Origin of the sequence: Pseudomonas sp. NPDC090203, assembly GCF_044746765.1 — a bacterium.
Classification (GTDB): domain Bacteria; phylum Pseudomonadota; class Gammaproteobacteria; order Pseudomonadales; family Pseudomonadaceae; genus Aquipseudomonas; species Aquipseudomonas putida_AD.
The window spans coordinates 31476-45779 of sequence record NZ_JBIVCV010000018.1 but is presented as its reverse complement, the minus strand read 5'-3'; the positions used below and the strand labels follow the sequence as shown (position 1 = coordinate 45779).

The following is a 14304-nucleotide window of genomic DNA, read 5'->3' as shown; positions in this document are numbered from 1 at the left end:
GTGGTGTGTGGTGCTGGGGGGGGTTGTTGGGGGGGGTTTTTTGGGGGTGTGTCCCCGCGCTGCCCGCGGGGGGGGGGGCCCGCCCCCCGGGGGGCCCGCCCGGCGGCCCCGGCCCGCCCCCCCCCCCCCCGCGACGGCGTCTTTATGGATTACAACGCAAACGGCAACGGAATGTGCACATCCTGGCGCTGTTCCAGGCGTTTGCCGAATTCTGCAGGATCGTGGATCAGCACGTCCTGGCCGGCAAAGGTTTCAGCGGCGATCAGGCGCGACAGCCAGAACCTTACGCAACCCACGCGCAGCATCGTTGCCCACAACTGTGCTTCGGTTGCAGTGAACGGACGTAGGGCTGCATAGGCGCCCAGCAGTGCACGGGCCCGTGGTGCGTCGATGGCGCCGTCTTCGAACGAACACCAGTCATTCACCGCAATGGCCACGTCATACAGCATCGGCGCGGAGCAGGCGTTGTAGAAGTCGATCACGCCGGTCAGGTGCGTGCCTTCGAACAGCGTATTGTCGCGGAACAGGTCGGCGTGCACGTTGGCCCGGGGCAGAGCCATGATCCTGGCCTGTTCACGCTCGATTTCATCCACCGATTTCTTCAGCAGCGCACCTTCGGTTTCACCCAGGTGCGAGATGAAATTGCGGCCTTCTTCCAGCATCCAGTCCAGGCCCCGGTCGGTCTTGCGCTCGATGGGGTTGTCGCGGGTTGCCAGGTGCATGTGCGCCAGCAGCTCGCCGATCTGCATGCAGTGCTGGGTGTTGGGCTCGGTCGGGTGCTTGCCCGACAGCCGCGGTTGCAGCAGCGCAGGCTTGCCCTTGAGCTCGCGTAGCGCCTGGCCGTCGGTGGTGCGCAAGGCGTAGGGCACTGGCAGGTCGGCATCGTGCAGGACGTCCAGCAGTTCGATGAAGAACGGCATTTCCTGCACGGGGCCGCGCTCGACCAACGTCAGGACGTACTCGCCCTGCTCCATGCTGATGAAGAAGTTGGTGTTTTCACTTCCGGCGGCAATGCCCTGAAAATCACGCAGTTGGCCAAGCCCGTACGGGGCGAGAAAAACTTCCAGCTCGGGCCGAGCCAGGGGAGTAAAAACGGACATATGAACACTGCCAGCAAAAGGTGAATGTAAGGCCTACCAGCTGAATAATACCCATTGGGGGATCAGCATGTCCGGCTGATCGGCCCGAATGAATTGCCCGCTGGTGCCGTCAGCCCGCACCAGATAATACGGCTTTCCGTATTTTGGCGTGATTTTGACCGCATAAACGAAGCCGTTCGCCTTGTATTCCTGCACGAAATTGTCACCGTCCTTGCGGATCGTGACGTCAGGTTCGGCGGACGGCGCCTCGTCTTCGGCAGCCAGTGCTATCAGTGGGCAAGCAACCATCAAACTGACCAGCAACAGGCGATTTAGCGTGCGCATGATAACCTTGCTCCTTTGTCGTCAACGGTCCTCGCATTCTAGCGCCGACCCCGCCGAAAAGGTTGATCCTGCATGAGTCTTGCGCCCCTCGTCCTGGTGGACGGTTCTTCTTACCTGTATCGCGCTTTCCACGCGCTGCCGCCGCTCACCACGTCCAAAGGCCTGCCCACCGGTGCGGTCAAGGGCGTGCTGAACATGCTCAAGAGCCTGCGCAAACAGTATCCGGATAGCCCGTTTGCCGTCGTTTTCGACGCCAAAGGCGGCACGTTCCGTGATGAAATGTTTGCCGAGTACAAGGCCAATCGTCCCAGCATGCCCGATGACATGCGGGTGCAGATCGACTTCCTGCACAACTGCGTGAAAGGCCTGGGTTATCCGCTGCTGTGCGTCGAAGGCGTCGAGGCCGACGACGTGATCGGCACCCTGGCGCGCAGCAGTGCCGCAGCCGATCGCCCGGTGATCATCTCCACGGGCGACAAGGACATGGCCCAACTGGTCGACGGGCACATTACGCTGGTCAACACCATGACCGGTAGCGTGATGGACGTGGCCGGCGTGAAAGAGAAATTCGGTGTCGGTCCTGAGCACATCATCGACTATCTCGCGCTGATGGGCGACAAAGTCGACAATATCCCCGGCGTTCCCGGCGTGGGCGAAAAAACCGCTGCCGGCTTGCTTCTGGGTATCAATGGTGGCTTGAAGGAACTGTACGAGAACCTCGACAAGGTCCCGACCCTGGCCATTCGCGGGGCCAAGACCCTGCCTGCCAAGCTTGAAGAGCACAAGGAAATGGCGTTCCTCTCCTATGAGCTGGCGACCATCAAGGTCGATGTGCCGCTGGACATCGAGCTGGACGCCTTGCATTGCGGCGAGCCTGATCGGGAAGCCTTGCTGGCCCTGTATACCGAGCTTGAATTCAAGAGCTGGATCACCGACCTGCAACGCGAAGCCAAACAGGAAGGCGCCGAGATCGCGCCGGTGCAGGAGGCAGCGCCGGTCATCGAGGCCAAGTACGAGCTGATCCTGGAGCAGACCCAGTTCGATGCCTGGCTGAAGAAGCTTGAAGCCGCCAAGCTGTTCGCCTTTGTGGTGCAAAGCAATGGCACCGACGCCCAGCGCGCGCAGATCGTTGGCCTGTCGTTCGCGATCAAGACTCACGAAGCCTGCTACATCCCGCTGACCCACTCCTACATGGGCGTGCCGCAGCAACTGGATCGCGACGCGGTGCTCAAGTCGGTCAAGCCGATGCTCGAAGACGCGAGCAAGATCAAGGTCGGTCAGCACGCCAAGTTCGCGATCAACCTGCTGGCCAACTGTGCCATCGATGGCGACCACGCCCAGGGCATCAGCGTGCAGGGCGTGAAGTTCGACACCATGCTCGAGTCCTATGTACTGGACTCCACGGCCACCCGCCACGACCGTGACAGTCTGGTCGCCAAGTATCTGGATCACACACCGGTAAACTTCCAGGACATCGCTGGCAAGGGCGCCAAGCAACTGACTTTCGATCAGATCGCCCTCGAACAGGCCGGCACCTACGCCGCCGAAGAGGTCGATCTGACCCTGCGCCTGCACGAAATCCTGCAGGAAAAACTGGCGAAAACCCCAAGCCTGGCACCGGTGCTCAATGACATCGAAATGCCGCTGATGCCGGTACTGGCGCGTATCGAGCGCCAGGGCGCGCTGGTCGATGCCAAGCTGCTGGGCATCCAGAGCGTCGAGCTGGGCAACAAGATGACCGAGCTTGAGCGCGAGGCGTTTGCCATCGCCGGTGAGGAGTTCAACCTGGGCTCGCCCAAGCAGCTGGGGGTGATTCTCTACGAAAAACTCGGCATGCCGATCATCAGCAAGACCGCAACCGGCCAGCCTTCCACCGCTGAAGCAGTGCTGGCGGAACTGGCCGAGCAGGAGTTTCCGCTGCCCAAGGTGCTGATGCAGTACCGCTCGATGAGCAAGCTGAAAAGCACCTACACAGACCGCCTGCCGGAGCAGATCAATCCGCGCACCGGGCGAATTCACACCTCCTACCATCAGGCCGTGGCCGTGACCGGGCGCCTGTCGTCCAGCGACCCGAACCTGCAGAACATCCCGATCCGCACCTCCGAGGGCCGCCGGATTCGCCAGGCGTTCGTCGCGCCTGCGGGCTACAAGCTGCTGGCGGCAGACTACTCGCAGATCGAGTTGCGGATCATGGCCCATCTGGCCAAGGACGAAGGCCTGCTGCACGCTTTCCGCAACGACCTGGACGTGCACCGTGCAACCGCCGCCGAAGTCTTCGGCGTTGAACTGGAAAACGTTACTGGCGACATGCGCCGCAGCGCCAAGGCCATCAACTTCGGCCTGATCTACGGCATGAGCGCGTTTGGCCTGGCGAAGCAGATCGGCGTTGACCGCAAGCAGTCCCAGGCTTACGTCGACACCTACTTCGCCCGCTACCCCGGCGTGCTCCAGTACATGGAACGCACCCGTGCCCAGGCCGCCGAGCAGGGTTTCGTCGAAACCATCTTCGGTCGTCGCCTGTACCTGCCGGACATCAACGCTAAGAACCAGGCCCTGCGCAAAGGCGCCGAACGCATGGCGATCAACGCGCCGATGCAAGGCACGGCGGCTGACATCATCAAGCGCGCGATGGTCGCGGTGAACAGCTGGCTGGATGCATCAGGGCTCGACGCCCGCGTGATCCTGCAGGTGCACGACGAACTGGTGCTGGAAGTGCGTGAGGACCTGGTCGAGCAGATCAGCCAGGAAATCCGCGTGCACATGAGCGGCGCCGCCGAGCTGGACGTGCCGCTGCTGGTGGAAGTGGGCGTGGGCAATAACTGGGATGAGGCGCACTGACGAAAATGGCTACTCCCGCCTGTAGGAGCGCGCTTGCCCGCGACTGCGGTGTGTCATTGCCCAGGGTGGCGGCTGATGCACCGTAATCGCGGGCAAGCGCGCTCCTACAGGTGATCAATTGCGACCTTGCCAACATTAAATTTCCGCGGATTTTGAACTTCCGCGAACATTACCCGGTCAGAGCTTGCGAGTGGCTGACGTAGCCGCTCATGCTCCTATGTTGTGTTAAGTGTTGGCAGATATCCGGACCACTCCCGAGCGGTCTGGACTTGGACCCCGAACTTCCCCTCCCCATATGAAGTCCGGGGTTTTTTTTGCCTGCGATTCAGGCCGCAGGCGCTTTGTCTTCCAGCTCCATCCAGTCGGCCAGCACGGTGTAGGCCTCTTCCAGGCCCATGCGCTTGGGTGCCGAGAACAGCTGGATGGTGACGGCGTCGCCCCAACCTTTGCGAATTTCGGACTGGACCTTGAGCAGCGTGTTCTTGGCCGCGCCGAAGGTCAGTTTGTCGGCTTTGGTCAGCAGGATGTGCATCGGCATGCCGCTGGCGATGGCCCAGTCGAGCATCAGCAGGTCGAAGTCGGTCATCGGATGGCGAATGTCCATCATCAGAATCAGCCCCTTCAGGCTCTCCCGGCTGCCCAGGTACGCCTCAAGGTGACGCTGCCAGTGCTGCTTGAGCGGGATTGGCACTTTCGCGTAGCCGTAGCCGGGCAAGTCGACCAGACGGCGATCGTCGTCCAGACTGAAGAAGTTCAGCAGCTGGGTGCGGCCCGGGGTTTTCGAGGTACGCGCCAGGCTTGCGTGGGTCAGGGTGTTCAGCGCGCTGGATTTACCGGCATTGGAACGCCCGGCGAAGGCGACTTCGAAGCCTTCGTCATCGGGGCACTGATCGACTTTGGCGGCGCTGAGCATGAACTTGGCTTGTTGGCACAAACCGAGGATCGGGTTCTTGAGTTGCATGGGATATCCGGTGAGGGCGTTGGCGCGGTTTGGCGCCAGCGGGGTGTCTTTTTCCGTTTGATGGGCGCAAGTATATAATGCCGCAGATTTTGTGTGTGCTTTGTGCGTCAGCAGGATAGAAGTTCGCGCAAGTCGGGCTAACCTTACACCAACAATAAAATCCATTGGATTAGCCGATGAACAAACTACTGGTGAGTCTGCTGTTGACCCTGGGTATTTCTGGCGCCGCGCAAGCTGCTGACATCCCGGTGGGCGATCCCGCCGCTGGCCAGCCGAAAACCGCTGTGTGCGGTGCCTGCCACGGGCCGGACGGCAACAGTATGGCGCCCAATTTTCCGAAGCTGGCAGGGCAAGGCCAGCGTTACCTGCTCAAGCAGCTGCACGAGATCAAGGACGGCAAGCGTGTGGTGCTGGAGATGACTGGCCTGCTCAATAACCTGAGCGACCAGGACCTGGCCGACATCGCGGCCTATTTCGCCAGTCAGCGCGGCAGTGTCGGCGCCGCCGATGCGAACCTTGTCGCCAGGGGCGAGGCTTTATTCCGGGGCGGCAAGCTGGATCAGGGCATGCCGGCCTGCACGGGCTGCCATTCGCCCAATGGCGCCGGCAACGCTGCCGCAGGCTTTCCGCACCTGGGCGGGCAGCACGCCGACTACGTGAAGAAACAGCTGACGGCGTTCCGCGAAGGGGAGCGCACCAACGATGGCGACACGATGGTCATGCGCACCATTGCGTCCAAGCTCAGCAACAAGGATATCGACGCGTTGTCGGCCTACATACAGGGTCTGCATTAACGCCGGATTAACGCGAAGCCCTTGATCTAGAGGCTTTAGGCGCGGTTTCACACTTCTTCACGATTCCCGTGCAGACGGGCTAAAAAGGGTAGCGAACGGCTGCCCTTTTTTGTGCGCGCAGGCGTTACACTTGCGAACTCGTATCACCTCCTCCGGTCCAACTGCCGGTATCGAGGTGGCCTTTCATGCCCAGGAGTTAAGCATGCGTAATCTGATTCTCAGCGCCGCTCTGGTGTTCACCAGCCTGTTCGGTCTGACCGCTCAAGCTGCAGAGCCTATCGAAGCTGGCAAGCAATATGTCCAGCTGAGCAGCGCCGTCCCTGTTTCCGAGCCAGGCAAGATCGAAGTCGTCGAGATGTTCTGGTACGGCTGCCCGCACTGCTACGCCTTCGAGCCAACCATCAATCCATGGATTGAAAAACTGCCGGCCGACGTTCACTTCGTCCGCATCCCTGCCATGTTCGGCGGCCCATGGGATGCCCACGGCCAGCTGTTCATCACCCTGGACACCATGGGTGTAGAGAAAAAAGTCCACACCGCCGTGTTCGATGCCATCCAGAAAGGCGGCAAGCGTCTGACCGACCCGAATGACATGGCCGAATTCGTCGCCACCCAGGGCGTCGACAAGACCAAGTTCCTGGAAACCTTCAACTCGTTCGCTGTGAAGGGCAAGATCGCCCAGTACAAGGAACTGGCCAAGAAGTACGAGATTTCCGGCGTTCCGACCATGATCGTCAACGGCAAGTACCGCTTCGACCTGGCCTCGGCCGGTGGTCCGGAGCAGACGCTGGACGTGGCCGATCAGCTGATCGCCAAAGAACGTGCAGCAGCCAAGTAAGCGCCCGTGATCACGCGCTGGGGTACTGAACGCGCCGTTGCCCGGCATTCGGCGAAGGTCAACGAGCGTCACCTGGAGCAGACCGGATTGCCGTCCGATGGCCGGCTGCGTCTGCTCAGCTTCAACATTCAGGTGGGCATCAGTACCGAGCGCTACCGGCACTACCTGACCCGTGGCTGGCAGCACCTGCTGCCCCACAACGGTCGTGCCACCAATCTGCAGAAGATCGGCAACCTGCTCAACGACTACGATCTCGTCGCCCTGCAGGAAGCCGATGGCGGCAGCCTGCGATCAGGCTACGTCAATCAGGTCGAGCACCTGGCTCAGCTCGGGTCCTTCCCGTACTGGCATCAACAGCTCAATCGCAACCTCGGACGCTTCGCCCAGCACAGCAATGGCGTGCTGAGCCGCTTGCGCCCCCATGACATCGAAGACCACCCCTTGCCAGGCCCTGCCGGGCGCGGCGCGATCCTGGTTCGCTTCGGCGAAGGCGAAGACGCGCTGGTGGTGGTGGTCATGCACCTGGCGCTGGGTGCACGCACCCGTACCCGTCAGCTGGCCTACATTCGCGAGCTTATCGGCGGTTATCGGCACCAGGTGCTGATGGGCGACATGAACACCCATGCCGCCGACCTGCTGGAAACCTCGCCCTTGCGTGATCTGGGCCTGTTGGCGCCACAGATCGAAGCCACCTTTCCCAGTTGGCGCCCGCAGCGCTGCCTGGACCACATCCTCTTGAGCCCGACCCTGACACTTGAGAAAGTGCAGGTACTGGCTCAGCCCATCTCCGATCATCTGCCCGTCGCGGTGGAGATTCGCTTGCCGGCCTCATTAATTGGGGACTCCCTGCCGATAACAAGCCCATCTCCTCGCGGATCCTCGGAATGAGCGACGAAGCTGAACGCTGGAAAGAAAAATACCTCAAGAGCATCGAGCGCCAAGACAAGCTCGAAAAGCGCTGGAATGCCCGCCTCGACCTGTTGCGTCGCGGCCTGGTGCGCAGCAGCCTTGCGGCGGAAGGTGCCGACAAGGCGGTAGACCAGTGCATGAAGGAAATGCGCGAAGTCGTGCGCAAGGACGACATGGACGCAGGCCTGGCCGCGCTGATTCCGCGCCTTGAAAAAGCCGTACTCGATTCCGAGCAGCGTCGCGAACAGCGTGTCGAGCAGATGGCCACGGCCCTGACCTCGCTGGTGACACAACTGCAAAGCCTGCCCCTGCCCCGGGAAGTCGCCAAACCCCTCAAGCGCTTCGCCAAGAACCTGGAAGATCGCGTCACCCAGGCCCGTGAGCTGCCGCTGCTGCTCAGCGAGCTGAGCGGCCTGCAGGGCCAGGCGTTTTCTCAGCTTGAGCATCCGGAGGAAGTGGCGCGGCCAGGATTCCTGCAGCGGCTGTTTGGTAGCCGGGATGCTTCGGACGGGGCAGAGCCGGCCCCCGCCGAAACCCCAGTTGCGGCACTCGTCGCCCCGGCTGTGGAGGCGCCTGCGGCTGCGCAACCTGCGCACGCGCCTGAATCACCCGCTCCAGTCGCCGAGCCCAGGTCGTCGGAGCCTGAGACAGTGCTGGCTGAATCGCCTCAGGTCGAGGCGCCTGAGCCCGCGCCCCCTCAAGAAGTTGAGGCCGCCACTGCCGAGCCTGCTGTGATTGACGACACGGCGCCTCCGGATTCGGATGAGACACTTGCCGAGCCTGCGCCCGTCGAAGCCACCGATGAGCCCGCGTCGATCAGCGAAGAGCAGGCCATCGAACAGGCCGAAGCTGCGATAGACGATCAGGACAATGAAGCCCCGCCAGCGAGCGAGGAGCCCCCAGAGGCCGAGAATGCAGACGTCGAAGACGTTGAAGACGTTGAAGGCGTTGAAGAAGCTGTAGTCGACGAAGCCGAGATCGAAGAAGACGGCCCCTTCGCGCTGCCGTCATCCCCCGAGCCCAGCTACAGCTCGGTCGCGGTACACATCGAACAGACACTGCTGGGCCTGCTCAACGACCTGACCCTGCCCGAACACCACCGTCCGCAAGCGCAAGCCATGCGTGAACGATTGGAACATGGGCTGAACTGGTACGAACTGCTGCCGATTCTCGACGATCTTGCGGTGCTGATGCTGGCGATCACCAACAGCGAACAGCACGAGTTCGAGCGCTATCTCAAGCAGTTGAACGAGCGGCTGGCCTCCTTCCAGAGCAACTTGCAGGCGGCCACCGAGGATCACGCAGGCCAGCAATCCGCATCCCGGGACATGACCGACCAGCTGCGTGAACACGTAGGCGGGTTGCAGAGCAGCGTGCAGGAAGCGTCGGACCTCACCAGCCTCAAGAGTGTGCTGGAACGCCGGCTCGAAGGCTTGCTCGGCGCCATGGACGAGCACCAGAAGGAGCGCGACGAGCGCGAGCAGGAAGTGGCCTCGCGGCTTCAATCCCTGGCCGGGCGCGTGGCGACCATGGAACAGGAAGCCTTGGGTTTCCGGGCGAACCTCGAAGAACAGCGGCAAAAAGCCTTGATCGACACCCTGACCGGGCTGCCCAACCGGGCGGCGTGGAACGAGCGGCTGGATCATGAGATCGAGCAACTGGACAAGCACAAATCCAGCCTGCTGCTGGGGATTCTCGACCTGGATCACTTCAAGCGCATAAACGACGGCTACGGCCACCTGGCCGGGGACAAGGTGCTGAAGATCGTCGCCAGCCAGTGGGCAAAACGCCTTCGCACTGAAGACTTCATTGCCCGTTTCGGGGGTGAAGAATTCGTGGTCCTGTTGCCCCATACCCAGATGGCAGAAGGCTTGGCACTGCTTGAGCGCCTGCGCGAGGCCATCGAACAATGCCCGTTCCACTTCAAGGGAGAGCCGGTCACGATCACCGTGTCCATGGGCGTCACCCTCTTCCGGCCCGGCGAGCGCAGCGACGTGGTACTCAAGCGCGCGGATCAGGCGTTGTACAAAGCCAAGAACGAAGGGCGAAATCGCATCGAAAAAGGCTGAGTTCCCACAACATCGGTTGGCAGATGCCGACGCGCAATCTTGGGCGGCGGGTCGGCATTACGTTACACTGTTGCATTATCTGCCCATGTGTTGTGCCTTTTTATGAAGTCTTTCGCCGCGTTCTGCCTGCTCCTGCTGCTCACCGCCTGTTCGAGCGGTCCCAGGCTGGACACCAGCCATCCTTCCGTCAACTTCGACAGCCGCGTGCAGTTCGTGGTGGTGCATTACACCTCGGCATCGCTTGACCGTTCGCTGGAGCTGCTGACCCACGGCGAGGTCAGTGCGCATTACCTGATCGGCGACGGCCCGGCCACGACCTACAAACTGGTGGATGAAACCCAGCGCGCCTGGCACGCCGGCGAGAGCGAGTGGGACGGCCGCACCTGGCTCAACTCCAGCAGCATCGGCATCGAGATTGTCAATCCCGGTTACCGCGACACGCCTGCCGGCCGGCTCTGGTATCCCTATAGCGAGGCGCAGATCCAGGCGCTGATCGTGCTGCTCAAGGACATCGTCAAGCGCCACCACATCGAGCCTCGCCACGTGATTGGCCACAGCGACATCGCGCCGCTGCGCAAACTCGATCCGGGACCGCTGTTCCCGTGGAAGCGTCTGGCCGAAGAAGGCCTGGGGATCTGGCCGGATGAGGCACAGGTTGCGCAGCGTCAGGCGCAGATGATGGGCGTGGTCCCGAGTGCCGCCTGGTTCCAGCAACAACTGGCTTTGCTGGGTTACCCGACGCCACAGACGGGCGAATGGGACATCGCCAGCCGTCATGTGCTGGCAGCGTTCCAGATGCACTATCGGCCGCAGAAATTCGACGGCGAAGCTGATCTGCAAAGTGCAGCTATTCTTCAAGTGCTGAACCTGAAGCATTAAATTACCCGTAACGTCGGTTTCTGACGGGCTATTTGCGCGCTTGTTGCTATACCTCATTGGTATTCATCTGGATATCAGCCGATGTTCACGGCGTCAACGCAGCTGCGCTCAGCTCTTTATCGCCCTTCGCTCCTGGCATTGCTGGCCGCGTTGCTGAGTGCTGCTGTCTTGTTGGCGGGCAGTTTCGGGCTGGCGATGCATCAGGCGCGTCAGGAAGAAAGTGCCCAGATGAACGCCCAGGGCGAGCGCTTTCTGGTGCGTCTGGACCAGTTGTTCGGACAGTTGCGGGCCGGCCTCGATCAGCTTGAAGCGCAGCCCTTGCGCGGCTGCGGGCCGGCGATGATCGAGCAGTTGCGCCAGGTGAACTCGCGCTATCGCTTCATCTATGAAGTGGCCTACGTCGACGACACCCAGTTCTGCTCCAGCTGGACCCGCCAGAGCATGATCGGCAAGCCCCGGGCGCCGGACATCCGCGGGCCGACCTACGACTACTGGCTGAACACGTCCACCCAACCTGACGACAACCTCGCTTCCCTGATGCTGGGGCGCGGGGAATTTCGCGTATCGACCTCTCGCGGGCACCTGACCGATGTCGTGGACTTGCCCCCCGGCGGCAGCCTGGTGGTGGTGCTCGATCAAGGCACCAAGGCCGTTCCGGTGCTGGGCCCCGCGCAGACCTGGCCGCCGACGCCTGACTGGTCCCCGACGTCCACGGACACCTTGAGCACCACCCAGGACAAACTGGTGTACCGGATGCCGACGCAGAACCCGGACTACCAACTGGTGCTGATTACGCCGCGCAGTGGCCTGCAAGAGAAGGTCACCGGTGCCTGGTGGCTGCTGGTGCCGGCAAGCATGCTGGTGTCGCTCTGCATCGGGATCCTGGTATTGCAGTTGGTCAGGCAGCGGCTTTCGCTGGGTGGCGAGCTGCACGGGGCGCTGCGCCGTGGCGAGCTGAAGGTGCTGTATCAACCCATTTTCGACCTCAACACCCGGCTGTGCGTGGGGGCTGAGGCCCTGGTGCGCTGGCGACGACCTGATGGCACCCTGACCAGCCCGGACCTGTTCATACCGCTTGCGGAAAACACCGGGCAGATCCGCCAGATCACCGATTTCGTCCTGCAGCAGTTGCTGGAACAGTTGGGCCAGTTACTGCGCGCCAACCCGCATCTGTACGTTTCGGTGAACCTGGCGGCGTGCGATGTGATGGCGCCGCGCATAGGCCGAGTGACGGCCAAGCTGCTGGCGCTGCACCGTGTGGCACCCCGGCAGATTGCCTTCGAGGTCACCGAGCGTGGCCTGGTTGATGTGGTGGTCGCCCGCAATCACTTGCAGGCCCTGCGCGATCGCGGGCATCAGGTGCTGATCGATGACTTTGGCACCGGGTATTGCAGCCTCGCCTATCTGCAGACCCTGCCGGTGGATTGCCTGAAGATCGACAAGGCCTTCATCGACGCCCTGGGCCACGATGCCGCCAGCAGCGGGGTGGCCCCGCACATCATTCGCATGGCTCACGCCCTGGAACTGCGGGTCATTGCAGAAGGCATCGAGTTCGAATCCCAGGCTTTGCTGCTCAAGAGCGAAGGGGTGATCTACGGCCAGGGCTGGCTGTTCGCAAGGCCACTGACCGCCGCCAAATTCACCGAGCTTGTCACCGGCGGACGGCGCAATGCCGGACGCCGGGCTGATGATGTGGCGTAGACGGATTCGCACGACAGCCCCGTAGCAGCACGGCTTGCCGGCGGGGACCTTCCCAAGATCGCCCCGCTGGCAAGCCATGCTGCTATGCCCTGCGGGCCGGCTTTTACAACGGCAACGCCATGTAGAACTGCGTACCCTGCCCCGGCCGTGAATACACACCCATGCGTCCGCCGTGCAACTGCACGATTTCCTTGCACAGCGCCAGCCCCAGCCCCGCGCCGCCTTTCTTGCGGCCCACCTGCACGAAGGGTTCGAAGATCCGCGCCTGCTGACCGTACGGTATACCTTCGCCGTTGTCGTCGACGCTGATAATCAGGCGCTCGCCATGACGCCGCGCTTGCAGGCGGATCAGGCCTGACTGCGGTGTGTGACGCAGGGCGTTGTCCAGCAGATTGTCCAGCACGCGATCCAGCTGGGCCTTGTCGGCTTGCAGGCGTGGCAGCGGCTCCTGCATTTCCAGCAGCACCATCACGTCCTGTTCATGGGCCGATTCGGCGAAGCGTTGACGGGCCGCGTTCAACAGTTCGCTGACGTCACACGGCTCGAGCGCAAGCTTTTGCAGCCCGTTCTGGTAGCGGGAGAAATTGAGCAAATCGTTGATCAGCTGCATCAGCCGCTGCATCTCTTCGTTGACGGTCTTGAACAGGTCCGTCTCCCGGGAATCCGGCGCGAACTTCACGCGCTCCTGCAACAGCCCGAAGGCCATGTGCATGCCAGTGACCGGCGTGCGCAGTTCGTGGGAGGCCCGCAGGACGAACTCGCTGCGCACGCGCTCGAAAGCCCGTTGCTCGGTGACATCGTGCAGCACCATCACGGCCCCGAGGATATGGCCCTGAGTGTGGCTCACCGGGGTCATGCTGTAGGTCAGCAGCCGGGTTTCGCCGTCTATTTCGATGGACAGGTCTTCTGGCGCACGTTCAAGGGATCCGCCGCGCAGCACCAGCAACAGTTGCTGGTCCATCTCCGGTCGCTCCAGCGCTTCACCCAGCCCCTGCCCCAGCTTGCTTTCTTCCCAGCCCAATTGCCGCTGGGCTACGGGGTTGAGGTGCTCGAGGCGTCCCTGGCGGTCGATCATCAGCAACCCGTCGTCGATGCTGTCCAGCACCGCCTGCAACCGTTGCTGGCCTGCCAGCAGTTCATCGACATTGGTGACCTGATGCTGGCGCAGCGCCTCGGCCATGATGCCAAAGCGTCGCGTCAGTTGGTTCATCTCCGAAGCCGAGGAGATTGGCAGGGTCACGTCAAAGTTGCCCTGCCCGATATGGTCCGCGGCCTTGGCCAGCGCTTCGATCGGCGCCCCGAAACGCCGGGCGATGCCGTGGGCGGTGATAAAGCCGATGGCCAGAACCGCCAGGCCGACCAGGCCCAGCAGGCCAGCGACCCACAGCGCCTTTATCCTCGATGCCTTTTCAGCTTCGCTGATGTTATCCAGCGCCTGGCGATGAGCCTCGACCAGATCGTTGCGCACCGCGTTGAAGGTGTTGGTCACCGCCGGGTCGTCGCTGATCGCGTTGGCCGGATCGCTGGTTTGCTTGAGCGCAGCCAGGAACAGCTCGAAATCCTGGCGAGCTTTCTCGAATCCGCTGTGGGTGGCGGTTTGCAGGTCGTGATCGATGCCTTGGCCGAGCAGTTCCTGAAAGTCTTGCTGATCCTTCTGCAAGGCCGTGCGGTCGGTGGTGTCCTTGAGCAGGATGACCAGTTGATCGCCCAGGTTCTGACGCAGCTTGAGGCCGATATCCAGGGTGATGAAGTTGTGATGGATCAGCGATTCCTGGGACTTGGCCATCTGCATGACGCTGACCAGTCCCAGAATCAACCCCAGCAAGGCGACGGTGATGAGCGCCGAGATGCTGAGGAACAGCCGCGTGCGCAGTGTCATCGCGAACTTCAT

General features: G+C 62.1%; 11 protein-coding genes. 7 read left to right on the top strand and 4 right to left on the bottom strand.

The genetic code is table 11. The annotated features are described in order from the left end of the window. Positions 1 to 149 precede the first annotated feature (149 nt). Positions 150 to 1100, bottom strand: a complete 951-nt coding sequence (locus tag ACIPO9_RS24860) for a homoserine kinase (RefSeq protein WP_400784066.1) — start codon at positions 1098 to 1100, stop codon at positions 150 to 152. A gap of 33 nt (positions 1101 to 1133) precedes the next feature. Further along, positions 1134 to 1424, bottom strand: coding sequence for a DUF2782 domain-containing protein (locus tag ACIPO9_RS24855; RefSeq protein ID WP_400610483.1), 291 nt, complete (start codon positions 1422 to 1424; stop codon positions 1134 to 1136). A 72-nt stretch (positions 1425 to 1496) separates the two neighbouring features. On the opposite strand from ACIPO9_RS24855, the gene polA reads away from it, so the two are divergent. After that, positions 1497 to 4262, top strand: coding sequence for a DNA polymerase I (polA, locus tag ACIPO9_RS24850; protein WP_400784064.1), 2766 nt, complete (start codon positions 1497 to 1499; stop codon positions 4260 to 4262). 325 nt (positions 4263 to 4587) lie between these two features. Here polA and yihA read toward each other — a convergent pair whose 3' ends face one another. Then, complete coding sequence (yihA, locus tag ACIPO9_RS24845; RefSeq protein ID WP_062386430.1) at positions 4588 to 5223, bottom strand: ribosome biogenesis GTP-binding protein YihA/YsxC; 636 nt, start codon at positions 5221 to 5223, stop codon at positions 4588 to 4590. Between the two features lie 176 nt (positions 5224 to 5399). On the opposite strand from yihA, the gene ACIPO9_RS24840 reads away from it, so the two are divergent. The 6 genes from ACIPO9_RS24840 (at position 5400) to ACIPO9_RS24815 (ending at position 12413) form a co-directional block, all read left to right on the top strand. Continuing rightward, on the top strand, positions 5400 to 6017 hold the full coding sequence (locus ACIPO9_RS24840; RefSeq protein ID WP_274135245.1) for a cytochrome c: 618 nt from the start codon (positions 5400 to 5402) through the stop codon (positions 6015 to 6017). Positions 6018 to 6219: 202 nt separating this feature from the next. Then, complete coding sequence (locus tag ACIPO9_RS24835; protein ID WP_274135246.1) at positions 6220 to 6855, top strand: thiol:disulfide interchange protein DsbA/DsbL; 636 nt, start codon at positions 6220 to 6222, stop codon at positions 6853 to 6855. Positions 6856 to 6864: 9 nt separating this feature from the next. Then, the gene (locus tag ACIPO9_RS24830; RefSeq protein WP_400784124.1) at positions 6865 to 7743 is read left to right on the top strand and encodes an endonuclease/exonuclease/phosphatase family protein; all 879 of its coding nucleotides are present in this window, start codon (positions 6865 to 6867) and stop codon (positions 7741 to 7743) included. Then, complete coding sequence (locus tag ACIPO9_RS24825; RefSeq protein ID WP_400784062.1) at positions 7740 to 9833, top strand: diguanylate cyclase; 2094 nt, start codon at positions 7740 to 7742, stop codon at positions 9831 to 9833. The genes ACIPO9_RS24830 and ACIPO9_RS24825 overlap by 4 nt, the downstream gene beginning before the upstream one ends. Before the next feature lie 102 nt (positions 9834 to 9935). Next, complete coding sequence (locus ACIPO9_RS24820; RefSeq protein ID WP_274135250.1) at positions 9936 to 10712, top strand: N-acetylmuramoyl-L-alanine amidase; 777 nt, start codon at positions 9936 to 9938, stop codon at positions 10710 to 10712. Positions 10713 to 10793: 81 nt separating this feature from the next. Continuing rightward, positions 10794 to 12413, top strand: a complete 1620-nt coding sequence (locus ACIPO9_RS24815; RefSeq protein WP_274135252.1) for an EAL domain-containing protein — start codon at positions 10794 to 10796, stop codon at positions 12411 to 12413. Positions 12414 to 12516: 103 nt separating this feature from the next. Here the strand turns inward: ACIPO9_RS24815 and ACIPO9_RS24810 are convergent, their stop codons facing one another. Next, positions 12517 to 14304, bottom strand: a complete 1788-nt coding sequence (locus ACIPO9_RS24810; RefSeq protein WP_400784060.1) for a KinB sensor domain-containing domain — start codon at positions 14302 to 14304, stop codon at positions 12517 to 12519.

Excerpts from the sequence above, each read along its gene's own strand:
- ACIPO9_RS24860 (WP_400784066.1), bottom strand. The coding sequence starts at position 1,100 with ATGTCCGTTTTTACTCCCCTGGCTCGGCCCGAGCTGGAAGTTTTTCTC.
- ACIPO9_RS24855 (WP_400610483.1), bottom strand. The coding sequence starts at position 1,424 with ATGCGCACGCTAAATCGCCTGTTGCTGGTCAGTTTGATGGTTGCTTGC.
- polA (WP_400784064.1), top strand. The coding sequence starts at position 1,497 with ATGAGTCTTGCGCCCCTCGTCCTGGTGGACGGTTCTTCTTACCTGTAT.
- yihA (WP_062386430.1), bottom strand. The coding sequence starts at position 5,223 with ATGCAACTCAAGAACCCGATCCTCGGTTTGTGCCAACAAGCCAAGTTC.
- ACIPO9_RS24840 (WP_274135245.1), top strand. The coding sequence starts at position 5,400 with ATGAACAAACTACTGGTGAGTCTGCTGTTGACCCTGGGTATTTCTGGC.
- ACIPO9_RS24835 (WP_274135246.1), top strand. The coding sequence starts at position 6,220 with ATGCGTAATCTGATTCTCAGCGCCGCTCTGGTGTTCACCAGCCTGTTC.
- ACIPO9_RS24825 (WP_400784062.1), top strand. The coding sequence starts at position 7,740 with ATGAGCGACGAAGCTGAACGCTGGAAAGAAAAATACCTCAAGAGCATC.
- ACIPO9_RS24820 (WP_274135250.1), top strand. The coding sequence starts at position 9,936 with ATGAAGTCTTTCGCCGCGTTCTGCCTGCTCCTGCTGCTCACCGCCTGT.
- ACIPO9_RS24815 (WP_274135252.1), top strand. The coding sequence starts at position 10,794 with ATGTTCACGGCGTCAACGCAGCTGCGCTCAGCTCTTTATCGCCCTTCG.
- ACIPO9_RS24810 (WP_400784060.1), bottom strand. The coding sequence starts at position 14,304 with ATGAAGTTCGCGATGACACTGCGCACGCGGCTGTTCCTCAGCATCTCG.